This window comes from Pseudomonas sputi (assembly GCF_021603585.1).
GTDB lineage: Bacteria > Pseudomonadota > Gammaproteobacteria > Pseudomonadales > Pseudomonadaceae > Aquipseudomonas > Aquipseudomonas sputi.
The window spans coordinates 212,785-237,732 of record NZ_BQHI01000007.1; the positions used below are offsets into that span (position 1 = coordinate 212,785).

General features: G+C 61.9%; 23 protein-coding genes. 16 read left to right on the forward strand and 7 right to left on the reverse strand.

The features are described 5' to 3' along the window. Genes L6D81_RS12970 through L6D81_RS12980 form a run of 3 tightly spaced genes read left to right on the forward strand, consistent with a single transcriptional unit; the run spans position 1 to position 3,639 of the window. Positions 1-1,095, forward strand: a complete 1,095-nt coding sequence (locus tag L6D81_RS12970; RefSeq protein WP_236179950.1) for a DUF3419 family protein — start codon at positions 1-3, stop codon at positions 1,093-1,095. Further along, positions 1,092-2,360, forward strand: a complete 1,269-nt coding sequence (locus L6D81_RS12975) for an aminotransferase class I/II-fold pyridoxal phosphate-dependent enzyme (RefSeq protein WP_236179952.1) — start codon at positions 1,092-1,094, stop codon at positions 2,358-2,360. The genes L6D81_RS12970 and L6D81_RS12975 overlap by 4 nt, the downstream gene beginning before the upstream one ends. Beyond that, positions 2,317-3,639 (forward strand): phenylacetate--CoA ligase family protein, encoded by a 1,323-nt coding sequence (locus L6D81_RS12980; protein WP_236179955.1) that lies wholly within the window; start codon positions 2,317-2,319, stop codon positions 3,637-3,639. Before L6D81_RS12975 ends, L6D81_RS12980 begins: the two co-directional genes overlap by 44 nt. A gap of 23 nt (positions 3,640-3,662) precedes the next feature. On the opposite strand, the gene L6D81_RS12985 is transcribed toward L6D81_RS12980, so the two are convergent. Then, the gene (locus L6D81_RS12985) at positions 3,663-4,640 is read right to left on the reverse strand and encodes a quinone oxidoreductase family protein (RefSeq protein WP_236179957.1); all 978 of its coding nucleotides are present in this window, start codon (positions 4,638-4,640) and stop codon (positions 3,663-3,665) included. Positions 4,641-4,787: 147 nt separating this feature from the next. Between L6D81_RS12985 and hemF the strand changes: the two genes are divergently transcribed. Both hemF and aroE read left to right on the forward strand, forming a co-directional pair. Continuing rightward, positions 4,788-5,702: an oxygen-dependent coproporphyrinogen oxidase gene (gene hemF / locus L6D81_RS12990; RefSeq protein WP_236179964.1), complete on the forward strand. Its 915-nt coding sequence runs from the start codon at positions 4,788-4,790 to the stop codon at positions 5,700-5,702. 9 nt (positions 5,703-5,711) lie between these two features. Beyond that, on the forward strand, positions 5,712-6,533 hold the full coding sequence (gene aroE, locus L6D81_RS12995) for a shikimate dehydrogenase (protein WP_236179966.1): 822 nt from the start codon (positions 5,712-5,714) through the stop codon (positions 6,531-6,533). Between the two features lie 7 nt (positions 6,534-6,540). On the opposite strand, the gene L6D81_RS13000 is transcribed toward aroE, so the two are convergent. The 3 genes from L6D81_RS13000 to betC form a co-directional block, all read right to left on the reverse strand. Next, the gene (locus L6D81_RS13000; protein ID WP_236179969.1) at positions 6,541-8,109 is read right to left on the reverse strand and encodes a SulP family inorganic anion transporter; all 1,569 of its coding nucleotides are present in this window, start codon (positions 8,107-8,109) and stop codon (positions 6,541-6,543) included. A gap of 102 nt (positions 8,110-8,211) precedes the next feature. Continuing rightward, complete coding sequence (choX, locus tag L6D81_RS13005) at positions 8,212-9,129, reverse strand: choline ABC transporter substrate-binding protein (protein ID WP_236179977.1); 918 nt, start codon at positions 9,127-9,129, stop codon at positions 8,212-8,214. A 16-nt stretch (positions 9,130-9,145) separates the two neighbouring features. After that, the gene (gene betC / locus L6D81_RS13010; protein WP_236179978.1) at positions 9,146-10,660 is read right to left on the reverse strand and encodes a choline-sulfatase; all 1,515 of its coding nucleotides are present in this window, start codon (positions 10,658-10,660) and stop codon (positions 9,146-9,148) included. Between the two features lie 114 nt (positions 10,661-10,774). Here betC and L6D81_RS13015 point away from each other — a divergent pair, with 114 nt between their 5' ends. Beyond that, on the forward strand, positions 10,775-11,725 hold the full coding sequence (locus tag L6D81_RS13015; protein ID WP_236179980.1) for a choline sulfate utilization transcriptional regulator: 951 nt from the start codon (positions 10,775-10,777) through the stop codon (positions 11,723-11,725). Between the two features lie 4 nt (positions 11,726-11,729). Here L6D81_RS13015 and L6D81_RS13020 read toward each other — a convergent pair whose 3' ends face one another. After that, positions 11,730-12,389 carry an NAD(P)-dependent oxidoreductase gene (locus tag L6D81_RS13020; protein WP_236179982.1) on the reverse strand — a complete coding sequence of 220 codons (660 nt, stop codon included), beginning with the start codon at positions 12,387-12,389 and terminating at the stop codon, positions 11,730-11,732. A gap of 84 nt (positions 12,390-12,473) precedes the next feature. Between L6D81_RS13020 and L6D81_RS13025 the strand changes: the two genes are divergently transcribed. Then, complete coding sequence (locus tag L6D81_RS13025; protein ID WP_236179983.1) at positions 12,474-12,800, forward strand: DOPA 4,5-dioxygenase family protein; 327 nt, start codon at positions 12,474-12,476, stop codon at positions 12,798-12,800. On the opposite strand, the gene L6D81_RS13030 is transcribed toward L6D81_RS13025, so the two are convergent. Continuing rightward, positions 12,801-13,202 carry a GFA family protein gene (locus tag L6D81_RS13030; RefSeq protein ID WP_236179985.1) on the reverse strand — a complete coding sequence of 134 codons (402 nt, stop codon included), beginning with the start codon at positions 13,200-13,202 and terminating at the stop codon, positions 12,801-12,803. Between the two features lie 324 nt (positions 13,203-13,526). Here L6D81_RS13030 and L6D81_RS13035 point away from each other — a divergent pair, with 324 nt between their 5' ends. The 9 genes from L6D81_RS13035 to L6D81_RS13075 all read left to right on the forward strand — a co-directional run bounded on the left by L6D81_RS13035 (position 13,527) and on the right by L6D81_RS13075 (position 23,704). Continuing rightward, on the forward strand, positions 13,527-14,834 hold the full coding sequence (locus L6D81_RS13035; RefSeq protein WP_236179987.1) for a CitMHS family transporter: 1,308 nt from the start codon (positions 13,527-13,529) through the stop codon (positions 14,832-14,834). 71 nt (positions 14,835-14,905) lie between these two features. After that, positions 14,906-15,673, forward strand: a complete 768-nt coding sequence (locus tag L6D81_RS13040) for a TerC family protein (protein ID WP_236179989.1) — start codon at positions 14,906-14,908, stop codon at positions 15,671-15,673. 214 nt (positions 15,674-15,887) lie between these two features. Continuing rightward, positions 15,888-17,546 (forward strand): Na/Pi cotransporter family protein, encoded by a 1,659-nt coding sequence (locus tag L6D81_RS13045; protein ID WP_236179991.1) that lies wholly within the window; start codon positions 15,888-15,890, stop codon positions 17,544-17,546. A 94-nt stretch (positions 17,547-17,640) separates the two neighbouring features. Then, on the forward strand, positions 17,641-19,032 hold the full coding sequence (locus L6D81_RS13050; RefSeq protein ID WP_236179993.1) for a M16 family metallopeptidase: 1,392 nt from the start codon (positions 17,641-17,643) through the stop codon (positions 19,030-19,032). Between the two features lie 76 nt (positions 19,033-19,108). Next, positions 19,109-20,137 (forward strand): DUF5924 family protein, encoded by a 1,029-nt coding sequence (locus tag L6D81_RS13055; protein WP_236179995.1) that lies wholly within the window; start codon positions 19,109-19,111, stop codon positions 20,135-20,137. Between the two features lie 55 nt (positions 20,138-20,192). Further along, positions 20,193-21,341 carry an ABC transporter permease gene (locus tag L6D81_RS13060; RefSeq protein WP_179693144.1) on the forward strand — a complete coding sequence of 383 codons (1,149 nt, stop codon included), beginning with the start codon at positions 20,193-20,195 and terminating at the stop codon, positions 21,339-21,341. Continuing rightward, positions 21,338-22,141, forward strand: coding sequence for an ABC transporter ATP-binding protein (locus L6D81_RS13065; RefSeq protein WP_039764888.1), 804 nt, complete (start codon positions 21,338-21,340; stop codon positions 22,139-22,141). Before L6D81_RS13060 ends, L6D81_RS13065 begins: the two co-directional genes overlap by 4 nt. Before the next feature lies 1 nt (position 22,142). After that, positions 22,143-23,081, forward strand: a complete 939-nt coding sequence (locus tag L6D81_RS13070; RefSeq protein ID WP_236179998.1) for an MlaD family protein — start codon at positions 22,143-22,145, stop codon at positions 23,079-23,081. Beyond that, a complete protein-coding gene (locus tag L6D81_RS13075) occupies positions 23,078-23,704 on the forward strand; it encodes an ABC-type transport auxiliary lipoprotein family protein (RefSeq protein ID WP_236180000.1) in 627 nt (208 codons plus the stop codon). The genes L6D81_RS13070 and L6D81_RS13075 overlap by 4 nt, the downstream gene beginning before the upstream one ends. 3 nt (positions 23,705-23,707) lie before the next feature. Here L6D81_RS13075 and L6D81_RS13080 read toward each other — a convergent pair whose 3' ends face one another. Continuing rightward, complete coding sequence (locus L6D81_RS13080; protein ID WP_236180002.1) at positions 23,708-24,937, reverse strand: nucleoside recognition domain-containing protein; 1,230 nt, start codon at positions 24,935-24,937, stop codon at positions 23,708-23,710. Between the last annotated feature and the right edge of the window lie 11 nt (positions 24,938-24,948).

The window sequence follows — 24,948 nt, forward strand, 5'->3', positions numbered from 1 at the left end:
ATGGCTGATTATTTCGACCGGCTCAACTACACGCTGGGGGATGAGGACACCGCGCTCGAGTACGCGATTCTGCCCAGACATGCCAGACATGTCCTGGGGATCGCCGGATGCGGCGGCCGGCTGTTGCCGTTGCTGGCCGCTGCCCCGTCACGCATGACCTGTACCGATATCAGCGCACCGCAACTGGCGTTCACCCGATTGCGTTTTGCCCTGCTGGAACAGACCGATCACGAGTCGTTCATGGCGTTCATGGGCTATCGAATGGAAAGCCTGAGGGCGCGACGCCGCTCCATTTTCCAGCAACTGGTCTTACCGCCGGCGGATCGTCGCTGGCTGTCCGCGTTCTTCCAGTCCCGACGTTGGGAAGCACCGATTTACATGGGGGCATTCGAGCAGACCCTGAAGCGGTTGGCGAAGATCACCGCACTGTTTACCGGTAAGGCGGGCCGGGGCATTTTTCAGTTCAGCCGGCTTGACGAACAAACGGAATATTACCGAAACCGCTTTCCCCTCAAGCGCTGGAAGGCAGTGATCGGTTTGCTGGGAAATGCAGCAGTGCTCAATTCGCTGCTGTACAAGGGCGCGTTTCCACCCAACAACCTGGGGATCAGCTCGCGCGCGGCGTATCTGGAAATTTTCCATACGTTGTTCACCACTCAGGTGGTCCGCGAGAGTTTTTTCCTGCAAATGCTGTTTTTCGGTGAGCTGCGCTATCCGCAAGGCTTTCCGCTGGAGTGTGATCCGGCCATTTTTCAGCAGGCCCGCGAGGGACTTCAGCAGTGCGAGTTACGCGTGGTGCAGGCGGACATCCTTGGCTGTGCTGCCGGGGAAACAGCCATCGATTTCATATCGCTGTCGGACGTGCCTTCCTTCATGCCCGAAGCGGCCGGAAAAAACATTTTGCAGCGCCTGGCTCCGGCTCTGTCGGAAAACGCACAGGTGGTCATGCGGGGGCATCTGCATGTGGTGCAACCCGATTGTGCAGGCTTTTGCAATGTCACCCACCAGTACCAGTCAGACATCGCACGCGAAAGAACCCAGCTCTGGCATGTCCAGGTCTATCGCCGCACTCCCTCTTTGCAGGTATCCCGATGAACACTTTTCAACCGACCGTCAATTGGGTCAAAAACCGTGTCCGGCAAGCGCGTGACGATCAGCAACAGCTATTCGACGCGGGGCTGAACGGCTTGAAGCTGGCTAAACGTGAAGGCAAAGAGATCGAACTCGACAGCGGCGAACGGCTGACCGAGTTCCTTTCCTGCTCTTATCTGGGGCTGGAGTGTGATCCACGCCTGATTCAAGGAGCGGTGAGCGCTGCGGAGTCTTTCGGCGTGCAGTTCGCCGCTGCACGAACCCGAGCCCTGTTGCCGCCCATGCGTGAGCTGGACGACCTGCTGAACCGGATATTTCAGGGACACGCAGTCACCTTCAACTCAGTAGGCAGTGCGCATCTTGGCTGTCTGCCGCTGCTCGGTTCCGGTGAGATGCCCTCTTATCCCATGCGCCGTGGTCCCTGCTGGATAGTCGACCGTGCCGCTCATGCGTCGATGCAAGTGCTGCAAGGCATTCTCTGGCAATTCGGCCCGATTCAGCGCCGCGATTGCAGCGATGTAGAGCAGGTGGAAGAAGCCTGTTCAACTGCAGTCGCGGCGGGTAACACGCCCATTATCCTGACCGACAGCATTGGTTCGATGCGTGGTGTGTACCCAATAAATCGCCTGCTGCAACTGGCGGAGCGTTTTGACGGTTATCTCTATGCGGATGACGCCCACGGTACCTCGATCCATGGTGTCGCCGGAGGAGGTTACGCGCTGGACGCGGTGGATGAACGACAGCACGGCCGGCTGATCCTCCTGTCGTCTTTGTCCAAGGCGTTCGGTGCCACCGGCGGGGCGATCACTGTGCGCACCGAAGCCGATGCCGAGATGATTCGGCGCCATGCATCGACTTATACGTTTGGCGGGCCATTGTCTGTTGGCGGGGTAGGTGCGGCTGTCGCTTCGGGGAAAATCCATTTGTCCCCGGAACTGAGTCAATTGCAGGCGTTGCTGTGGCGAAATATCGCCACGGTCGACGGTTTGCTGGGGCCAGTGCTCGGCAATCATCACGTCGCGTCCCCCATTCGTTTTATCCGCGTCGGGGCCGAGAGAGAGGCGATAAGCCTGGGGCAGCATTTGCGCCGGCTGGGAATTGCGGTCACCACCGCAGTGTTTCCGGTGGTCGCCAAGGGCGAGGCCATTTTGCGTCTGGCCATCAGTGCGAGTCACAGTCAGCGCCAGTTGGAATCTCTGGCGAACGCCGTCCGTAGCGGATTCGATGAGCTGGGCATTCGTCGGGGAGGACGCGGCGATGCACAATGACCCCGTCGCGGATGTCTCGGCCGAGGCGTTTGCGTGCAAATTGGCCCACGCGCGTTCACTGCCCTGGCTCCATGCGCTGTATCCGCGAATCCAGGAAGTGCAGGGATTGGCCGATCTGCATCGACTGCCGGTTCTGGCGGTGGAAGACGAGTCCGGCGGCGTGCTGTTTTCCGTGCTCGCTCAAGCTTCACATCAAGCACCGGGCGGCGGGCTGACCCTGACCTCGGGAGGCAGCACCGGCAATCGCAAACAGATCACCCATTCCTGGGCGTTCAACGCTGCAATTGTGCCTTTGGGAGCAAGGATGTTCGGTGCGACGGACGAATGCCCCGAGGTGGTCATCAACTGCCTGACAGCCGCGCAAATGCAGGGAGCCTTTCAATACGCGTCAGCTATCGTCCAGCACGTTGGCGCACGGTTGTTGCCTGCCGGTTCACAGATGGGTGTGCAGCGCGTCGCCGAGCTGATTCAGGCACACATGGCCGATGCGTTGATCTGCACCCCCTCTTTCGCCGCCGCGTTGTTCAATCATGAAACAGTCGGGTTGGGCAGTCTGAAGTGGCTTTACTACATTGGAGAACCTTGCAGTAAAACGCTGCGCGACCAGTTGGCCCGGGACTGGCCGATGCTGAAGATCCGCTCGCTGGGATACAGCTCGACGGAGACCGGTCCCATCGGTTTTCAGTGCGCCCATCTGGAGCATGGTTTTTATCACCTGCATGCGGACGCCATGTTGCTCGAGGTGGTTGATTCTCTGACCCAGCAAGCCTTGGCCGTAGAGCAGACCGGTGAGTTTCTGCTGACACCCTTGCTCCCCGATCATGTGCCGTTGTTGCGTTACCGGATCGGCGATCGTGGGCGAATCCTGCGCACCGTGACGAAGTGCGCCTGTGGCAGTTCCCTGCCGGTGCTGGCGCTTGAGGGGCGGGTGGAAACATCGATCAAACTGGGGGGCGCGCTCATCACTCAGTCACAGGTGTTGCACATACTCCGACAGTTTATGCCGCAGTTACAGGCCGCCGATGTCCAGGTGCAGATTGATCGACGGCCCGAGGGGGCACGCATGCGTCTGGTCATAGCAGAGGACGCACTGACAGCCGACACACAGAGCGTCATTGAAGATGCGTTGCAGGTCGAAGGGCAGGCCAGTGCATTGCTCAGGCTGCCGGGTGTTTTGGGGTTGGAGGTGAAGCGCCTTGCCCGGCAGGCGTTCGAAACCACCCAGGCCGGCAAGACACCGTTTTTTGTGACGTTGGAACAGACCCCGGTACCGTTGTGAAAGTACGTCGGGGTCATCGGTGGTCAGGGCAGCAGGACAGTCGAGCCGGTGGTGCGCCGTGCCGACAGTTCGGTCTGCGCCTGGGCGGCGTCAGCCAGTGGATAACGCTGGCTGATATCCACTTTCAGCTTGCCGCTGGTGATCATCCCGAACAGCTCATCGGCCATCCGCTGCAGGTTTTCGGCGTTGTTGGCGTAGGTCGCCAGCGTTGGCCGGGTGACGTAAAGCGAACCTTTCGCCGCCAGTATCCCCAGGTTCACCCCGTCCACCGCGCCCGATGCGTTACCGAAGCTCACGACCAGGCCTCGGGGTGCCACGCTGTCCAGCGAGGCTGGCCAGGTGTCCTTGCCGACGCCGTCGTAGACCACCGGGACTTTCTTCCCGTCGGTCAATTCCAGCACCCGTTGAGCAACGTTTTCGTGGCTGTAATCGATGGTTTCCCAGGCACCGTGGGCCTTCGCCAGTTTGGCTTTCGCTTGCGAACTGACGGTGCCGATCAGCTTCACGCCCAGAGACTTGGCCCATTGGCAGGCAAGCAAGCCAACGCCGCCGGCCGCTGCATGGAACAGAATGGTTTCGCCGCCCTTGAGTTCGTAGGTCTGGCGCAGCAGGTACTGCACGGTCAGGCCCTTGAGCATCACGCCGGCGGCGGTTTCGAAGTCGATGGCGCTCGGCAGGTGCACCAGATTCGCCTCGGGCAATACGTGGACGTCGCTGTACGCGCCCAACGGGCCGCTGCCATAGGCCACGCGATCACCGACCTTGAACCGGGTGACCTCGCTGCCCACGGCCTCGACGATGCCAGCGCCTTCCGAACCCACGCCCGAAGGCAACGCCGGTGGCGCGTACAAGCCGCTGCGGTAGTAGGTGTCGATGAAGTTGAGGCCGATGGCCTTGTTGCTCACGCGAACCTGCTGCGGACCGGGCTCGGCGGGTGGATAGTCAACGTACTCGAGCACTTCGGGGCCGCCGTGGGCGCGGAACTGGATTCGCTTGGCCATCTGCCTACTCCTTGGGTCATTCGGGAAGGTCCCTATCGAACGCTCATGCTTGATCTTCGTCAACTGCGGCGTGCCGGTTTGCGATGGTATGCTACGCGCCCATTTGCGCGGGGCGCCGCGCAGTTCCGCCCGATCCAAGGTGAAGCCATGACGACCCGCACCGACGCCGTAAAGGCCTATCTGCTCGACCTGCAAGACCGCATCTGCGCCGCGCTGGAAACCGAAGACGGCGGTACGCGCTTCGTCGAAGACGCCTGGACCCGTCCGGCCGGCGGTGGCGGTCGGACCCGGGTGATCGAGAACGGCACGGTGATCGAAAAGGGCGGCGTCAACTTTTCCCACGTCTTCGGCAGTGGCCTGCCACCGTCCGCCAGTGCTCATCGGCCGGAACTGGCCGGGCGTGGCTTCGAAGCCCTCGGCGTGTCGCTGGTGATTCACCCGCATAACCCGCATGTGCCGACGTCCCACGCCAACGTGCGCTTTTTCATTGCCGAGAAGGAAGGTGAAGAACCGGTCTGGTGGTTCGGCGGTGGCTTCGACCTGACTCCGTACTACGGCAACGAAGAAGACTGCATCCACTGGCACCGTGTCGCCGAGCAGGCTTGCGCGCCATTCGGCCCGGACGTCTACTCGCGCTACAAGGCCTGGTGCGACACCTACTTTCACATCAAGCATCGCCACGAGCCACGCGGTATTGGCGGGCTGTTCTTCGATGACCTGAACGAGTGGGACTTCGACACCAGTTTCGCCTTCATGCGCGCCATCGGCGATGCGTACATCGACGCTTACCTGCCGATCGTGCAGCGCCGCAAGAACGACGCCTTCACCGCCAAACAGCGCGAGTTCCAGGAATTCCGCCGTGGCCGCTACGTTGAGTTCAACCTGGTTTACGACCGTGGCACCCTGTTCGGCCTGCAATCGGGCGGGCGTACCGAGTCGATCCTGATGTCGCTGCCGCCGCAAGTGCGCTGGGCCTACGACTGGAAAGCCGAGCCGGGCAGCGAAGAAGCGCGCCTGACCGAATACTTCCTGCAAGATCGCGACTGGCTGGCCCAGGCCTGAGGATTTCTGATGGATCGTTACGTCGTTTTCGGTAACCCGATCGGTCACAGCAAATCGCCGATGATTCACAAACTGTTCGCCGAACAGACCGGGCAGAGCCTCGACTACAGCACCCTGCTGGCGCCGCTCGAGGACTTTTCCGGCTGCGCCACGGCGTTTTTCCAGGACGGTCGCGGCGCCAACGTGACCGTGCCGTTCAAGGAAGACGCCTATCGCCTCGCCAACAGCCTGACCGCCCGCGCCCAGCGCGCCGGTGCGGTGAACACTCTGAGCAAACTGGCCGATGGCAGCCTGCTCGGCGATAACACCGACGGCGCCGGGCTGGTGCGGGATCTGACGGTCAACGCCGGGTTCAGCCTCACCGGCAAACGCATTCTGCTGCTCGGCGCCGGCGGTGCGGTGCGCGGTGCGCTGGAGCCATTGCTGGCGCAGCAGCCGGCCTCGGTCATCATCGCCAATCGCACGGTGGACAAGGCCGAGCTGTTGGCCGAGCTGTTCTGTGATCTGGGGCCGGTATCGGCCAGTGGTTACGACTGGTTGCGCGAGCCGGTGGACGTGATCATTAACGCAACGTCTGCCAGCCTCACTGGCGACGTGCCGCCGATTGCCCCTAGCCTGATAGAACCCGGCAAGACGCTGTGCTACGACATGATGTACGGCAAGGAACCGACCGCGTTCTGCCGCTGGGCCAGTGAGCATGGCGCGGCCGTGGTGATGGATGGCTTGGGCATGTTGGCCGAACAGGCTGCCGAGGCGTTCTTCCTGTGGCGCGGCGTACGTCCCGACACGGCGCCGGTTCTGGCGGAATTGCGTCGGCAGTTGGCGCTTTAAGACGCCCTCAGTCTTCGAAGCGGATCGGGCATTTCTCCGGCCCTTCGAGCTTGCGCAATTCTTCCACTACCTGCGGACGCGCCTGGCGCAAGGTCAGGCTGCGATCCTGGCGCAGCAGGCGCCGGGCTTCCTGATGGAGCATTTCCACGCCTGAATAGTCGATGAAGTTGATCTGCTGCGCCTCGATCACCACCCGCGCACCGTGCATCCGTTGCAGGCGCACTTGCAGATAGTGGCTGGCGCCGAAAAAGATCGACCCGCCGACCCGCAGTACATCGTCTTCGCCATCGCGCCAGTGCTGCACCCTCGGCTGTGAGGTGCGCTTGAGGTAGAAGAATAGCGAGGCCAGCACGCCGGCATAGATCGCCGTCTGCAATTCCAGCAACAACGTGGCGACGCAGGTCAGACTCATCACCACAAATTCGGCCCGGCTGACTCGCAGCAGTGCACGGATGCCGCGATGATCCACCAGTCCCCAGGCGATCAACAAAATGCTGCCGGCCATGGCCGGAATCGGAATGTGCGCGATCAGCCCGGCACCGAAAATCGCGAACAACGCCACCCACAACGCCGAAAACACTCCGGCCAATGGCGAGCTCGCCCCGGCCTCATGGCTCAACCCGGAGCGGGTGAACGAGCCGGCGGACAACGATCCCGAAAAGAATGCCCCGACAATGTTCGACAGCCCCTGCGCACGGACTTCCTGATTGGCGTCGAGCAACTGTTGTGAACGTGCGGAAATCGAACGGGCAATCGACAGGCTGGTGACCAACCCGAGCATGCCCACCGCTACGGCACTGGGCAGCAGGCGCAGGATCAGATCCATATCCAGCGGCAATCCACTGAACGGCGGCAAGCGCCCGACAAACGCGCTGACCCGTTGAACATGCCCGAACATCGCCGGCCACAGCCACACCACCAGACTGCCGAGCACTAATGTCATCAACAACGTCGGCCAGCGCGGCAGCCATTGTTTGAGCAAGGCGCCAACCACAACCGTCGCCACACCAAGGACCAGCGACGGTTTATCCACCGCCCCTAGATGGCGCAGCAGATCCATCAGGCTGTCCAGCGCCGTGGCCTTGGCCGGCAGATCCAGCCCCAGCAGGTTCGGCAATTGACCGATGGCAATCACCACCGCCGCGCCGAGGGTGAAGCCCAGCACCACGGAATGCGAGACGAAATTCACCAGTGCACCGAAGCGCAGCAGGCCGAGCAGCCACTGGAAAATCCCGGCAAGGAAGGTCAGCAGCAGGATCAGGGTGATGTAGTCCTGTGACGCAGGCACGGCCAGCGGGCTGACACTGGCGAACAGCACAATCGAAATCGCCGCCGTCGGCCCGCAGATCAGATGCCAAGACGAGCCCCACAGACAGGCGATCAACACCGGAACGATGGCGGCATAGAGACCATATTCCGGTGGGAGACCGGCGATCAGGGCGTAGGCAATCGACTGAGGCAACGCGAGAATCGCCCCGCTGAGGCCGACGACCAGATCCCGCCCGACGCTGGCGCGGGTCTGCCGGGGCAGCCAGGTCAGGAAGGGGAAAAGTGAGCGACGGCTGGGGAGGGCCATGGATCCTCTCGGGTGAAATTTTGCGCATTGTACGCAGTCCGGGACGCGGAGCGTCCATTGCGGCGTTCCCACGCAGAGCGTGGGAACGATCGGCCCGCGCAGTTACAGTTTGGACTTAACGGCCGGCAACGCATCTTTGCCGTCCACGGTCTTCACACCCTCAAGCCACTTGTCCAACACCCCCGGATTGGCCTTGATCCACGCCTTCGCCGCCTCCGCATTGCTGACCTTCTTGTTCACCACTTCGGCCATGATGCTGTTCTCCATCTCCTGAGTGAACGAAAGATTGGTCAGCAATTTACCCACATTCGGACAGGCCTCGGCGTAGCCCTTGCGAGTCAGGGTGTAGACGCTACCCGTGTCGCCAAAGTACTTCTCGCCACCCTTGAGGTAATGCATTTTCAGCTGCACGTTCATCGGGTGCGGGGTCCAGCCGAGGAAGGTGACGAATTTCTGCTTCTTCACCGCCCGCGAGACTTCGGCCAGCATCGCCTGTTCGCTGGACTCAATCAGCTTCCACTGGCCCATGTCGAAGTCGTTCTTCTTGATGATTTCTTGCAGCGAAATGTTTGCTGGCGCGCCGGAGCCGATGCCGTAGATCTTGCGCTCGAACTTGTCCGCATATTTGTTCAGGTCAGCAAAGTTATGCACACCCGCATCCCACACGTAATCCGGCACGGCCAGGGTGAATTCGGTGCCGTCGAGGTTCTTCGCCAATTGGGTGACGTCACCGGTGGCGACGAACTTGTCGTAGAAACCCTGCTGCGCCGGCATCCAGTTGCCGAGGAACACGTCGACCTGGCCATCCTTCAAGCCGCCGAAGGTGATCGGCACTGCGAGGGTGTCGACCTTGGCCTTGTAGCCCATGCCATCGAGCAGAAATCCGGTGATGGCGTTGGTTGCGGCGATGTCGCTCCAGCCGGGATCGGCCATTTTCACCGTGTCGCAGCTCTCGGCGAACGCGGATGCACTGCCCAGTGCCAGCAGACTGACCGTCACGACTGTGGATAACTTGACCATGGACTTCCCCTTAACGTTATTGGTTTTGGCAGGGTTGTGGATAACGGGCCTTGCGCTCCAGGTCATCGAGGTCGATGTGGTTGCGCATGTATTGTTGGCTGGCGTCCACCAGCGGCTGGTGATCCCAGCTCTTCAATTTGCCGATCGTCAGCGCATCGGCGACGAAACGCCGGCGGCGTTGACTTTCGAGGACATCGCGGTGAATCGCCGGGAGGTCCCACTTGGCTCGCGCTTCGGCAAGAAAATCGTCGAACAGCTGGCGATGTTGTGGTGATTGGCTGAGTTCTTCCTGTTCGCGTGGATCGTTATCCACATCGAAGAGTAGGCAAGGGTCGGTTTCGCTGTAGATAAATTTGAAGGCGCCGCGACGGATCATCATCAGCGGACTGACGGTGCCCTCGGCCATGTATTCGCCGAACACTTCGTCGTGACCGCCCTGCCCCTGCAGGTGTGGAACCAACGAGCGTCCGTCCAGTGGGAGGTTAGGTTCCAGGCTGCCGCCGGCCAGTTCGACGAAGGTCGGCAACAGATCGGCGGTGGACACAGCGGCACTGACGCGGCCCGATTTGAACTGACCGGGCGCACTTATCAACAGGGGCACCCGGGCGGCCATCTCGAACCAGTGCATTTTGTACCAGAGGCCCTTTTCTCCCAGCATGTCGCCATGGTCACCGGAAAACACGATAACGGTGTCGTCCATCAGCCCACAGTCTTCGAGGGTTTGCAGAAGTTTGCCGACGTTGGCGTCGATATAGCTGCACGCACCGAAGTATGCGCGTCGCGCGTCGCGGATTTTATCCACAGGCAGCGGCTTGTCCCACAGGTCATAAACCTTGAGCAAACGCTGGGAGTGCGGATCGAGTGAATGTTGATCCGGGGTCGTCGGAAGCGGGATATCCGCATCGTCGTACAAATCCCAGAACGCCTTGGGAATCGTGTACGGGTCGTGAGGGTGAGTCATCGACACGGTCAGGCAGAACGGCTGGTCGCCGTCCTCGCGGATATGGTCGAACAGGTATTGCTGAGCCTTGAACACCACCTCTTCATCGAAGTCGAGCTGGTTGGTGCGTACACACGGCCCGGCCTGAAGCACCGAAGACATGTTGTGATACCAGCTCGGCCGTACATCGGGCTCGTCCCAATTCACGGCCCAGCCGTAGTCGGCCGGGTAGATGTCGCTGGTCAGGCGTTCTTCGTAGCCGTGCAGTTGATCGGGGCCGCAGAAATGCATCTTGCCTGACAGCGCGGTGCGATAGCCCAGGCGGCGCAGGTAATGGGCATAAGTGGGAATGTCAGCGGGGAAATCGGCGGCGTTGTCGTAGGCGCCTATCTTGCTCGGCAACTGGCCACTGACCAAGGTGAAACGCGACGGCGCGCACAACGGGCTGTTGCAATACGCGGCATCGAACACCACGCCTTGTTCGGCGAGGCGGCTGAGATTCGGCAGTTTGATGGGCGAAGGACCGTAGAACGGCAACATTGGCGCGGCCATTTGATCGGCCATGATGAAAAGAATGTTCTTGCGCTTCATGTGATCGCGGCATTCCATAGTGAATATTTATGCGACATTGCTGCGATTGAGCATGGATTCCATGCATTTTCCGGTAAAGCCCGCGCCGGGCAATGACTAGGATAAGCACAGCTTATGTATGAAGCCCTCGGTGATTTGTCCCTGGATCTGCTGCGCGCCTTCGAGGCGGCGGCCCGTCATCACAGTTTTACCGCTGCGGCGGTGGAACTCGGGACTACTCAGCCAGCCATCAGTCAGCAGATCAAACGGCTGGAGGAACAGCTCGGAACACGGCTGTTCGACCGGATCTACCGAGGTATCGAGATGACCGAGGTCGGTTCGATCCTTTTCGAGCAAGTCACCCTCGGTTTGCAGAATATCGACGCAGGATTAAGCGCGATCAGCGCACAACAGCAACATGAAGTGCTGCAGGTCGCCACCGATTTCGCCTTTGCCGCGTACTGGTTGATGCCGCGTCTGCACCGTTTTCACGAAGCCAATCCGCAGGTCGATGTCAGCCTGGTCACCAGCGAGCGCAATCACAACATGCTGCGCCCGGATATCGACGTTGCCGTGCTGTTCGGCGACGGTCGCTTCAAACAGGGCGAAAGTCACTGGCTGTTCAGCGAAGAAGTGTTTCCGGTGTGCAGCCCGCAATTGCTCAAGGATCGCGCTCTGCCTTTGCCGCCCCAGGCTTTGCTGGAGTTTGCGCTGTTGCACCTGCGCGGGGAGAACAGCAGCAACTGGTTCGAGTGGAGCGGCCTGTTCCGCGAACTAGGCATCAACACGCCGCCCGCGCCGGGACAGCTGCGCTTCGACAATTACACCTTACTGATTCAAGCGGCGATTGGCGGTCAGGGCGTGGCCATCGGCTGGCGGCACCTTGTGGATAACTTGCTGCCCCAAGGTCTGTTGTGCCGACCGATCGCCGAAACCACCTTGTCGCGCCTCGGTTATTACGTAGTGCTGCCACAGCGCAAGCGCCGGGGCGCGTTGATCCAGACCTTCGTGGACTGGCTGATGGCCGAACAGGCCAGCAGCGCCGAATCCCTGGCCGGGCTGCCGCTGCCGTCCATTGCGGTTTGAAGGATCAGCAGGCGGCGACAAAATCCACGTGCTGACGGATATGCAGATTCAGCCGCAGCTCATCGGCAATCCCCACCGCCACCCGGTTCAGGCGTTCCAGCGGTTCGGCCAGACCCGGTTCCAGCGTGCGGCCGACCTGACTGAAATGCTCGATCGTCAGCCCGGCGACGCTGCGTGGTGCGTTGACCAGCGTCCAGTGCAGCGGGCTGCTTTGCAGGGCTTCGTGCACTTCTTCGGCGGCGTGGCGTTGCAGCGGGTCGGCGTTTTCCGGATCGTCCAGTGCTTCGAATTCGCCGATGACAAACAGCCGCGAGACGTTTGCCGCCTGTAGCCCATCGATCAGCGCATCCACCGCCAGCACCTGTTCCACCGGCCCCAGCACCACGGATTTCTCGACATGATCGCTGCTCAGCGGCAAGCCCGGTGCATTGAGCAGGCAAATCACTTTCGAGCTGCCGGCCACGCTCTGATTGACCCGCTCGGCATCGAGCAGGTCACCACTTTTAGTGCGCAGCCCCGGCCGTGGGGCGAGCGCCGTCAAATCGTCGAGGATGGCAATGACTTCGTGCTGGCGGCGCAGCAGTTCAGCCATCAACGCACTGCCCAGGCTACTCATGGCACCATAGAGCACCACTTTCACCGCCGGGGTTTCGGCATTTTTCATGGCTGAGGTTCCTTTTGTTTTCCCTTGTATAGCGTGTGACATACGGGCAACGCCGAGGGTTCGAACCGATTCAGAGGGTTTGCGATGCAGACGATCAAGGGTTATCACGCCCACGTTTATTACGACGCCAGCACGATCGAACAGGCGCGGGCGCTGTGTGAGCAGGCGGCGGCGCTGTTTCCATTGAAGATGGGTCGCGTGCATGAACGCCCGGTCGGCCCGCACCCGGACTGGAGCTGCCAGCTGGCCTTCGGCCCTGAACTGATCGGCGACGTGTTGCCGTGGCTGGCGCTCAATCGCAAGGGGTTGGTGGTGTTCCTGCACCCGGACACCGGCGATGACTTGCTCGACCACACCGAGCACGCGATCTGGATGGGCGCGATACGGCCGCTGGATCTGTCTGTTTTTTAATCAGATGGTTTCTTCGGGTTCGCCCGGCAAATGCTCGTCCAGATGCAGCCATGGTATCTGGCTGTCGGTCCAGATATGCCGCTCGGCGGCGGCCTGCTCCGGATGATCCAGCGTGGCCACCGTCAGATCGATGCTCTCGGGGCTGAGCAACGTCACCAGCGCCAGTTGTGCGCCGCAGTTCGGGCAGAAAAACCGGGCGCAGGTGGTCGATGAGTCATAGCGCGAAGGCGTCCCGGCCAGCCACTGGAAGTTCGCCGCCGGCACCGTGATCCAGGTCGTGACGATGCCGCCGCTGACCTTTCGACAGACCGAACAATGGCAGTGGGCAATGTCGTGCAATGCTCCGCTGAACTGATAGCGGATATGTCCGCAGTGGCAGCCGCCGCCGTGCAACTCAGTCATCGTCCTGCCCTCCGCTTCCCGTGTTCATTGACTCTAGCCCGCATCCGACGGCCTGTTGGCCGTTCGCCCAGAGCTTTGCTGCGCGAAAGGTAGCCGAAAGGTTCCCCGATTAGGATCGCCCCCACTGCCGGCACCAGACCGGTTGGCCAACGCGTGTGATTGCCCGCACGTCAGGCCCGATTAACAACAACAATGGTGATTCTGATGTCCTCTGCAACCCGCCTCTTCGCTGTAACTCCGCCCGTACGCCTCGTGCTTCCCGTTCTGCGCTGATCCCGTCCGATCCGCTCACTTACTTAGCCGCGCTACGCCTGGAGTATTCCCATGCTGACTTTCCTTGGCTTCGCCATGGTCATCACGTTCATGTTCCTGATCATGACCAAGCGCCTGTCTGCGCTGATCGCTCTGATCATCATCCCGATCCTGTTCGCCCTGTTCGGTGGCTTCGCCCCGAAGATCGGCCCGATGATGCTCGAAGGTATTACCAAGCTTGCGCCGACCGGCGTGATGCTGATGTTCGCCATTCTGTATTTCGCCCTGATGATCGATTCCGGCCTGTTCGACCCGGCCGTGCGCAAGATCCTCAAACTGGTCAAGGGCGACCCGCTGAAAGTTTCGGTCGGTACCGCCGTACTGGCGCTCGTCGTTTCCCTCGATGGTGACGGCGCGACCACTTATATGATCTGCGTGGCCGCCATGCTGCCGCTGTACAGCCGTATCGGCATGAGCCCGCGGATCATGGCCGGTCTGATCATCCTCGCCGGTGGCGTGATGAACATGACCCCATGGGGTGGCCCGACCGCCCGTGCCGCCAGTGCGCTGCACGTCGACCCGTCGGACATTTTCGTACCGATGATCCCGGCGATGGCTGCCGGTGTGGTGGCGATCCTGATCATTGCCTACTTCTACGGCAAACGTGAGCGTGCGCGTCTGGGTGAGCTGCACCTGATCGGCGACGAAATCGATCACAGCGAAATCAGCGTCTCGCAATTCCCGGATGCCCGCCGTCCGAAACTGATCTGGTTCAACGGCCTGCTGACCTTGGCCCTGATGTGCACGTTGATCGCCGGCCTGTTGCCGCTGCCGGTGCTGTTCATGGTGGCATTCAGTATTGCCATGATCGTCAATTACCCTTGCCTGCAAATGCAGAAGGATCGCGTCGCGGCCCACGCCGGCAGCGTGCTGTCGGTGGTCAGTCTGATCTTCGCGGCAGGCATTTTCACCGGTATCCTGTCGGGCACCGGCATGGTCGACGCGATGTCGAAAAGCCTGCTGGCGGTGATCCCTGATGTCCTCGGCCCGTACCTGGCGGTGATCACGGCGTTGGTGAGCATGCCGTTCACGTTCTTCATGTCGAACGACGCGTTCTACTACGGTGTATTGCCGGTGTTGTCCGAAGCGGCCAGCCATTACGGCATCACGGCGGTGGAAATGGCCCGTGCCTCGATCGTCGGTCAGCCGGTTCACCTGCTGAGTCCACTGGTGCCGTCGACATACCTGCTGGTGGCACTGGCGGGGATCGAGTTCGGCGATCACCAGCGTTTCACCCTGAAGTGGGCAGTGCTGGTCTGCCTGTGCATACTGGCAGCCGCCTTGCTGCTGGGGACTTTCCCGCTGTTCGGCACGTTGTAACGGTACCCAACTCACCATGACGCCAGCTGATTGCTGGCGTCATGGTTTAACACTCGCTCAAAGGAATACACATGGAATGGCTGACCAACCCTGAGATCTGGGTTGCCTTCTTCACCCTGACCGCCCTGGAAATCGTTCTGGGCATCGATAACATCATCATGATTTCGATCCTGGTCAGCCGCATGCCCAAACACATGCAGCAGCGCACCCGGATCTTCGGCCTTGGCCTGGCCATGATCACGCGGATCCTGTTGCTGCTGTCGATCACCTGGGTCATGCGCCTCACCGCCGACCTGTTCGAAGTGTTCGGCCAGGGCATTTCCGGTCGCGACCTGATCCTGTTCTTCGGTGGCCTGTTCCTGCTGTGGAAAAGCTCCCAGGAGATGTACCACGCACTGGAAGGTGAAGACGAAACCGGCGACGAGCCTTCGGGCAAGGGCGGCAACTTCCTCTACACCATCATCCAGATCGCGATCATCGACATCGTGTTCTCGCTGGACTCGGTGATCACCGCCGTCGGCATGGTGTCCCACGTACCTGTGATGGTCGCCGCGATCATCGTGGCCGTGCTGGTGATGATGCTGGCCTCGGGCAAGATCAGCGAGTTCATCGACCAGCACCCGTCGCTGAAAATGCTCGCGCTGTCGTTCCTGCTGGTGGTCGGCACCGTGCTGATTGCCGAATCGTTCGACGTGCACGTACCGAAAGGCTACGTCTACTTCGCCATGGCGTTCTCGCTGGCGGTCGAAGCGATCAACATCAAGATGCGCACCGCCATCGCGAAAAAACGCAAACAGCAGGATCCGGTGAAACTGCGCAAGGACATTCCGGGTCAGTAACCCGGACGCTGCGCAAAAGATCAAAGGGCCTTCGGGCCCTTTTTTCATGGCCGCATGAACCTGTTTTCATGACACTTTTGTTTCAATCCCCGCTTTAGCTGTGCAATGCTGGCGCCCAGACCGTTAGCCAACTACAGCTTAAGTATCAGAACGTAGAAATTGCGCGGTACCGTCCACTTGCCCCTCTGGGGCGCTGCGATTACAGGGGGTCTGCATGCTCACCCTGCTCAATTTGCTGTCTGCCGTGGCTCTGCTGATCTGGGGCACGCACATCGTCCGAACCGGCATCCTGCGGGTATACGGCACCAACCTGCGCCACGTGATCGGCCAGAACATGTCCAGACGCTGGCTGGCCTTTGTTGCCGGTATCCTCGTCACGGCGATGGTGCAGAGCAGCAACGCCACCGCCATGCTCGTGACGTCCTTTGTCGGTCAGGGCCTGATGGCGTTGACCCCGGCCCTGGCGACCATGCTCGGTGCGGACGTCGGTACGGCGCTGATGGCGCGGGTGCTGACGTTCGACCTGTCGTGGCTGTCGCCGCTGCTGATTTTCATTGGGGTGATTTTCTTTCTGTCGCGCAAACAGACGCGGCTCGGGCAGATGGGCCGCGTGTCCATTGGGCTGGGGCTGATCATTCTGGCGCTGCAACTGATCGTCGAGGCCGCCGCGCCGATCACCCATGCCCAAGGGGTGAAGGTGATTTTCGCCTCGCTGACCGGTGATATCCTGCTCGACGCCCTGGTCGGCGCGCTGTTCGCGATGATTTCCTACTCCAGCCTCGCCGCCGTGCTGCTGACCGCCACGCTCGCCGGCGCGGCGGTGATCAGCCTGCCGGTGGCGATCGGTCTGGTGATCGGCGCCAACATCGGCAGCGGCGTGCTGGCGTTCATGAGCACCAGCATGCAGAACGCCGCCGGCCGGCAGGTGGCGCTGGGCAGCCTGTTGTACAAGCTGATCGGGCTGTTGCTGATCATTCCGGTGCTTGATCCGCTGGTGCACTGGATCGACAGCCTGGATTTCAGCCCTCAGGAAATGGTCATCGGCTTCCACCTGCTCTACAACACCGCGCGTTGCCTTATCCTGCTGCCGAGCGTCGGGCCGATGGCGCGGCTGTGTGCCTGGCTGCTGCCGGAGCGTCCGGAGGTCAACGGCACCGCCAAGCCCCGCCACCTTGATGCCTCCGCACTGGTCACGCCGAGTCTGGCGCTGGCCAACGCCGCCCGGGAAACCCTGCGCATGGGCGATCTGATCGACAACATGCTCGACGCGACCCTCGACGTGTTGCGCGGCAAACAGACCGCCGTCACCCAGGAAATGCGCAAGCTGACCGATGACGTCGAAGCGCTGTACAGCGCGATCAAGCTGTACCTGGCGCAGATGCCCCGCGAAGATCTCGGCGAACAGGACAGTCGGCGCTGGGCGGAGATCATCGAGCTGGCGATCAACCTCAAACTCGCCAGCGACCTGATCGAACGCATGCTGCGCAAGGTGCAGCAGCAGAAGACTTCGCAACGCCGGTCGTTTTCCGAAGACGGGCTGGAAGAACTGGCCGGTCTGCACCAGCAATTGATCGCCAACCTGCGGCTGGGGCTGTCGGTGTTCCTCAGCGGTGACAAGGAAAGCGCCCGCCAGTTGCTGCGCGAGAAACGGCGCTTTCGCGCCCAGGAGCGGCGTCTGGCCCACGCCCATGTCAGCCGGTTGCAACGCAAGATCGTGCAGAGTATCGAGACCAGTTCGTTGCACCTGGAGTTGATTGCCGACATGAAACGCCTGAATTCGCTGTTCTGCAGCAGCGCCTATGTGGTGCTGGAAACTTCCGATACCGGCGCGCTGGCGGCGGACGATATGGCGGACATCACGCATTCGCCTTGAACGTCTGGGGTTGTGGTCAGTCAGTAACTCAAGGTTCGGCCTCGCGGCCGGACTGACGACACGGATCTCCAATTCAGCCGTATGGAAGCTCGTTATGCGTTGCCTGTTGTTCGCCTGTCTGTTGCTCGGTTCCCTGCCCGCCTTCGCCCTGGATCGCTTTCAGGTCGAAGGCTATACGCTGCCCAACGGTCTGCAATTGCTGCTCAAGCCCGGCACCGAGCGGGGGCACGTGGCGATCCGGCTGGTGATCGGCGTCGGTCTCGACGATTTCGACTGCAATGAAAAGGAGTTGCCGCACCTGCTCGAGCACTTGCTGTTCAGCGGCATCGACGCTACCGGCGAAGGAGGTCTCGAGGAGCGCATGCAGGCCCTCGGCGGTGACTGGAACGCTTTCACCAGTAACGCCGACACCACGTTCGTCATCGAAGCCCCGGCGAAAAACCAGCGCAAGGTGCTCGACCTGCTGCTGGACCTGCTGACCCAGACCCGCTTCGACGATAACGCGATCAACGCCGCCAAACGGGTGGTCGAGCGCGAGGACGGCGGCCATTACACCCGTCTGCAACGCTTCCTCGACCGCCAGGATCTGGGCCACACCGCGAGCAATCAACTGGCGGTCGAACTGGGCCTCAAATGCCCGCAACGGGCCGAGGTTGACGGCCTGACCCGGGAACAGCTGGAGAAGGTGCGCGAGGCCTGGTACGCGCCGAACAACATGACCCTGATCGTCGTCGGTGACCTCGACAAACTGCTGCCGGCCTATCTGGAACGGGCGTGGGGCGCACTCGAAGCGGTTGAGCCGAGCGAGCACCGTCCGTTGCCGGACATCCGTGCCAGCGCCGCTCACGAACGCACAATCACCCGCGGCTTCATCGGCAACAGCGCCAAGCTGCACTGGCTGGTGCCGGAGCCGGTGCTGGACGACCAGTACGACCAAACCTTCGACCTGCTCAAGGAGTACCTGGAGTGGGCGCTGTACCGCCAATTGCGCCTGAACCACGGTTTGTCCTACGGGCCGTGGGCCGAGCGCGAGGTGTTCGGCGGTGTCGGTTTCATGAGCCTCAACGCCGACCTGGATCGCGGCGATATCGCCGAAGCCGAACAGGTACTGGAAGACCTCAAGGCCGACCTGCTGAAAAACGGGCTCGACGCCGACACCTTCAATCGCTTGAAACAAGCCGCCATCGCCCACCAGGCCTGGGCCGTGCAAGGCACCAGCGCCATGGCCGACTATTACTGGAGCGCCCTGGGCGACTACGAGGATGGCCGCTTTGCCGATCCTGCGCGGGAGCTGCAAGGCGTGACGCTCGACGCGGCGAACAAGGCCATGCGCGAGTTGCTGCTGCAACCGGGCTATCTGCGGATCGAGAAACCGCTGCTCAGCGACGATCAGGTGTTGTGGCTGTTGGCGGGCGGATTGGGCGTGCTGGTGCTGATTCTGCTCGGCTGGCGCCTGCATCGGCGCAAGTCCGTCGATCCAGACTGACCGGCAGCCTCGCCACAGGGCCCGGCGGGCGGTACTCTGTCGAGGTTTTTTTCCTATCCAGTCGTGAACCGCCCCCATGTCTAAATTGACCCTCCTGATCCAGCGCCTTCTCGAACTGATGAAGCGCTACCCCGGGGTCATTGCGTTCGGTGGTTTCATCTCCGGGGTCGGCAGCTTCATTCTGGTCGACCGGCAACAGGGGCTGGCGAGCTGGATCACCACGATCATGCTGCTGAGCTGGATCTGGCTGATGCTGGAAAACAGCCTGACCAGGCTGTTCACGCGGATCTTCAAACGGGAAATCCCCCAGCCGCTGCTGCGTTACGCGACGCAGATGATTCATCAGGAAAGCCTGTTTTTCGTCCTGCCGTTCTTCTTTATCACCACCACCTGGAACAGCGGCCAGCTGTTTTTCACCGGGCTGCTGTGCATCGCGGCACTGATCTCGATCGTCGACCCGCTCTACTACAAATGGCTGGCGCCACGGCGCTGGGCGTTCCTCGCGCTGCACACCCTGACCCTGTTCGCCGCCCTGCTCACGGCGCTGCCGGTGATCATGCACTTGACCACCTCGCAGAGCTTCAAGTGGGCGCTGGGGATTGCGGTGCTGCTGTCGTTCCCGAGCCTGGCGTCGATCTTCCCGATCCGCAGCGTGCGCAACGCGCTGGCAATCCTCAGCATCACCATCGGTATCGGCGGCGTGGGCTGGGTCCTGCGTTCGTGGGTGCCGCCGGCGACGTTGTGGATGACTGACGTGGCGATCAGCACCCAGGTGCTGGACCGGGTTCCGGGCGCCAGCCTCAAGGAAGTCAGTGCCGAGCAGATCCGTGGCGGCGGGCTCTACGCCTACACCGCGATCAACGCGCCGCGCGGGCTCGACGAGCGGATCTATCACGTGTGGCAGTTCAACGGCAAAGAGGTCGACCGCATCGCCCTCGACATTCACGGCGGGCGCAAGGAAGGCTACCGGGCCTGGACCCACAAGCAGAACTTCCCCGGCAACCCGGCGGGCAAGTGGCAGGTGCGGGTGTTGACCGAGGACGGTCAGGTGATCGGCGTGCTGCGCTTCGAGGTCACGGACAGCACACCGACCAAAGAAAAGTAACCGGGTTCGTGCTATTACGTAGGTTCGTCTCGATAGCCGAACAAGCACGGAGCTTATGACCAGCAGCCCAATGACCGGCAGTGCCCGCCTGGACACCTCGATCACCCCTGCCCGCCTGCGGGTCACCGGGGACTGGACGCTTGCCCATTACGCCGACCTCAAGCAACTGAGTGAAACGCTCCACGGCCAGTACGACGCCAACACCCCCATCGACCTCAACGGCCTTGGTGCCCTCGACACCGCCGGCGCGTCGCTGCTGGTGGAACTGCTCGGCTCGGAGCGGCTGGGCAAGTCTGCCGAACACCCAGACTGCACGATTTCCAATGCCGACCGCGCCTTGCTGCAAACCGTGTATCGCTCGCTGACCGATTTCTGTGTGCCGATCAAGGAACCGGAAATCAGCGTCAGTGTGCAACTGCTGACGCGCATCGGCCGGGCCGTGGACACAGTCTGGCAGGACACCCTGCAATTGCTCGGCTTCGTCGGCCTGATTCTCGAAACCATCGCCCGCAGCCTGTTCCGGCCCAAGCGCTGGCGGATCACGCCGATGATCGCCCACATCGAACAGACCGGCCTCGACGCCGCGCCCATCGTGGCGTTGCTGACCTTTCTGGTGGGGGCGGTGGTGGCGTTTCTCGGGGCGACGGTGCTGGCCAGTTTCGGCGCCAGCGTGTTCACCGTGGATCTGGTGGGCTTCGCCTTTCTGCGGGAATTCGGCGTACTGCTCACGGCGATTCTGATGGCTGGCCGTACCGCCAGTGCCTTCACCGCGCAGATCGGCTCGATGAAGGCCAACGAGGAAATCGACGCGATTCGCACCCTCGGCCTCGATCCCATGGAGTTGCTGGTGGTGCCGCGGGTGCTGGCGCTGCTGGTGGCGCTGCCGATGCTGACCTTCCTCGCGATGATCTGCGGGATCGTCGGTGGCGCGGTGGTCTGTGCGGTGTCGCTGGATATTTCGCCGGCGATGTTCCTGTCGCTGCTGCAAAGCGACATAGGGATTCAACATTTCCTGGTGGGCCTGGTCAAAGCGCCGATCTTTGCGTTCCTGATCGCCGCCATCGGCTGTCTGGAAGGCTTCAAGGTCAGTGGCAGCGCGGAATCGGTCGGCGCCCACACCACCTCCAGCGTGGTGCAATCGATTTTCGTGGTGATCGTGCTCGACGCGGTTGCTGCGCTGTTCTTCATGGAGATGGGCTGGTGAGTCGTCTACCCCGCGCGCCCTCCGAGGCGGTGATCGAAGTGCGTGGCCTGTGCAATCGCTTCGGCAGCCAGAGCGTGCACGAGAACCTCGACCTCGATTTGTACAAAGGCGAGATCCTGGCCGTGGTCGGCGGCTCCGGCAGCGGCAAGTCGGTGTTGCTGCGCAGCATCGTCGGCCTGCGCCAGCCCAGTGAAGGCATGGTCAAGGTATTCGGCCAGAACCTGCCGAGCCTGCCGGAGCATGAGCGTTCGCTGATCGAGCGGCGCTTTGGCGTGCTGTTTCAGAAAGGCGCGCTGTTTTCATCGCTGACCGTCACCGAGAACGTCGCCCTGCCTCTCATCGAACACGCCGGGCTCAGCCGCGACGACGCCGAGCATCTGGCGGCGGTGAAGCTGGCACTGGCCGGGCTGCCGCTGTCGGCGGCGGACAAGTACCCGGCCTCACTGTCCGGCGGCATGATCAAGCGTGCGGCGCTGGCCCGGGCACTGGCGCTGGATCCGGACATCCTGTTTCTCGACGAGCCCACCGCCGGCCTCGATCCGATTGGTGCCGCGCAGTTCGACCAATTGATCCTGACCCTGCGCGATGCGCTGGGCCTGAGCGTGTTTCTGGTGACCCACGACCTCGACACGCTCTACACCATCACCGACCGCGTCGCGGTACTGGCGCAGAAGAAGGTGTTGGTGGCCGGTCCCATCGACGTGGTCTCGGAAACCGACGACGCATGGATTCACGAATACTTCCACGGCCCTCGCGGCCGCTCGGCGCTGGACGCCGCCAAACAGCTCAACGAGGTCTGACATGGAAACCCGAGCCCATCATGTATTGATCGGCCTGTTCACGGTGATTGTGGTGGCAGGCGCCCTGCTCTTCGGTCTGTGGCTGGCCAAGTCCAGTGTCGACACCGAGTTCAAGGATTACGAAGTCGTCTTCAACGAGGCGGTCAGCGGTCTGTCCCGGGGCAGTCCGGTGCAGTACAGCGGGATCAAGGTCGGCGATGTGGTCAGTCTGCGCCTCGACCCGAAGGACCCGCGTCGGGTGCTGGCGCGCATTCGTCTGGCGGGGGACACGCCGGTCAAGGAAGACACGGAAGCCAAACTGGCCCTGGCCGGGATCACTGGCACCTCGATCATCCAGCTCAGTGGAGGCACGCCGCAAAGCCCGAAACTCAAGGGGCATGACGGCAACCTGCCGACCATCGTCGCCTCGCCCTCGCCCATCTCGCGGCTGCTCAGCGACAGCAACGATTTGATGAGCGGGGTCACGACGTTGCTCAATAATGCCAATCAGATGTTCTCTGCCGACAACATCGAGCGCGTGAGCAAGACCCTCGAGCATCTGGAGCAGACCACCGGTTCGATCAACGATCAGCGCGGCGATTTGCGTCAGGCCATGCAGCAACTGGCGACGGTCGGCAAACAGGCCGGCAACATGCTCGAACAGACGTCCGCGCTGATGCGCAATGCCAACGGCCTGCTCAACGATCAGGGCAAACAGGCGCTCGGCAGTGCTGAACAGGCGATGAAATCCCTGGAGCAAAGCAGCGTCACCATCAACGGCCTGCTCAGCAAGAATCAGAACTCCCTCGACAGCGGCCTGCAGGGTCTCAACGGTCTGGCCCCGGCGATCCGCGAACTGCGTGAAACCCTGAACTCGCTGCGCACCATTTCTCAACGCCTGGAGGCCAACCCCAGCGGTTACCTGCTGGGCAGTGACAAGAACAAGGAGTTCACGCCATGAAGCTGACTCACCTCGCCCTCCTCGCCGGCTTCACGCTGATCAGCGCGTGCTCGATCCTGCCCAAGTCCGAACCGTCGGATGTCTACCGCCTGCCGACGGCACAGGCGCCCGCCTCGACCGGTTCGGCGGCGGCTCAGCACTGGTCGCTGCGGCTGAACAAACTGCAGGCCAGCGAAGCGCTGAACCGACCGAGCATCGCTGTGATTCCTCAGGGTGATGTGATCAGCAGCTACAAGGCCTCGCGCTGGAGCGATCCGGCGCCGGTGCTGGTGCGTAACCGGTTGCTTGATGGTTTTCAGCGCGATGGCCGGGTATCGCTGTTGAGCACCGACGACAGCAACTTCCAGGCGGATCTGGAACTGGGCGGCAGCCTGCAGGCATTTCAGACCGAGTATCAGGGCACTCAGGCCAGCGTGGTGGTGCGTGTCGATGCGTTGCTGGTGCGCGGTTACGACCAGCGGATTCTCGCCAGTCGCCGTTTCGAAGAACGTCAGCCGCTGAACGACGTGCAGGTGCCGGCGGTGGTGGCCGGGTTTGGCCAGGCCAGTGATCGCCTCACCGCGAAAGTCGTGGCGTGGGCGGTGGAGCAAGGCCAGAAGCTCGCGCCGACCGCCCGGCCCTGAATATCAGCCAAAGAACCAGTAGCAGACGCCGATAGCGCCGAGCACGCCCGCGAGTTCGGCCAGCAGCGCGCAACCGACGGCGTGCCGGGCGCGCTGGATGCCCACCGCGCCGAAGTACACCGCCAGTACGTAGAAGGTGGTTTCGGTGCTGCCTTGAACCGTCGCCGCCACCAGCGCCGGAAAGCTGTCCACGCCCGAGGTCTTCATCGTTTCGATCAGCATCGCCCGGGCGGCGCTGCCGGAGAACGGTTTGACCATGGCGGTCGGCAGTGCATCGACGAAGCGCGTGTCCCACCCTGCCCACTCCACCAGATGGCGAATGCCGTCGAGGCCGAAGTCCAGCGCACCTGACGCGCGCAATACGCCGATCGCGCAAAGCATCGCCACCAGGTACGGCAGCAGGTTCCTGGCAACGTCGAAACCTTCCTTCGCGCCTTCGACGAACGCCTCGTAGACCTTCACCTTGCGCAACGCGCCGATCACCAGGAACAACATGATCAGGCCGAACAGCGTCAGGTTGCCGAGGATCGATGACAGCCCCGCCAGCGCCGTGGCCGACATCGTCGCGAGCAGCGCCATGAAGCCGCCGAGGATCAGCGCACCGGGAATCAGATAAGCCAGCACCACCGGGTCCCACACCCGCAGGCGCTGCATGAACGCCACCGACAGGAAGCCGACGATGGTCGAGCAACTGGTGGCCAGCAGGATTGGCAGGAACACCAGCGTCGGGTCCGCTGCGCCTTGCTGGGCGCGGTACATGAAAATCGTCACCGGCAACAGCGTCAGGGACGAAGCGTTGAGCACGAGGAACAGGATCTGCGCGTTGCTGGCGATGGTCGAGCTGGGATTGAGCTCCTGCAGCGCCTTCATGGCTTTGAGGCCGATCGGCGTAGCGGCGTTGTCCAGGCCCAGGCCGTTGGCCGCGAAGTTCAGGGTGATCAGGCCCAGCGCTGGATGCCCGGCCGGCACTTCCGGCATCAGCCGCAGGAACAGTGGCCCGAGCACTTTGGCCAGCCATTCAACGATGCCAGCCTTCTCTGCAATACGCAGAAAACCCAGCCACAGGGTCAGCGTGCCGAACAGCAGCACCATGACTTCGACCGACAGCTTGGCCATGGCAAAAATGCTTTCCACCACCGCCGCGAAGATCCCGGCGTTGCCGCCGATCAGCCACTGCCCCAGTGCCGAAACGGCTGCCACGATGAAGAAGCCAAGCCACAGGCCATTAAGCATCAGTCAAATCC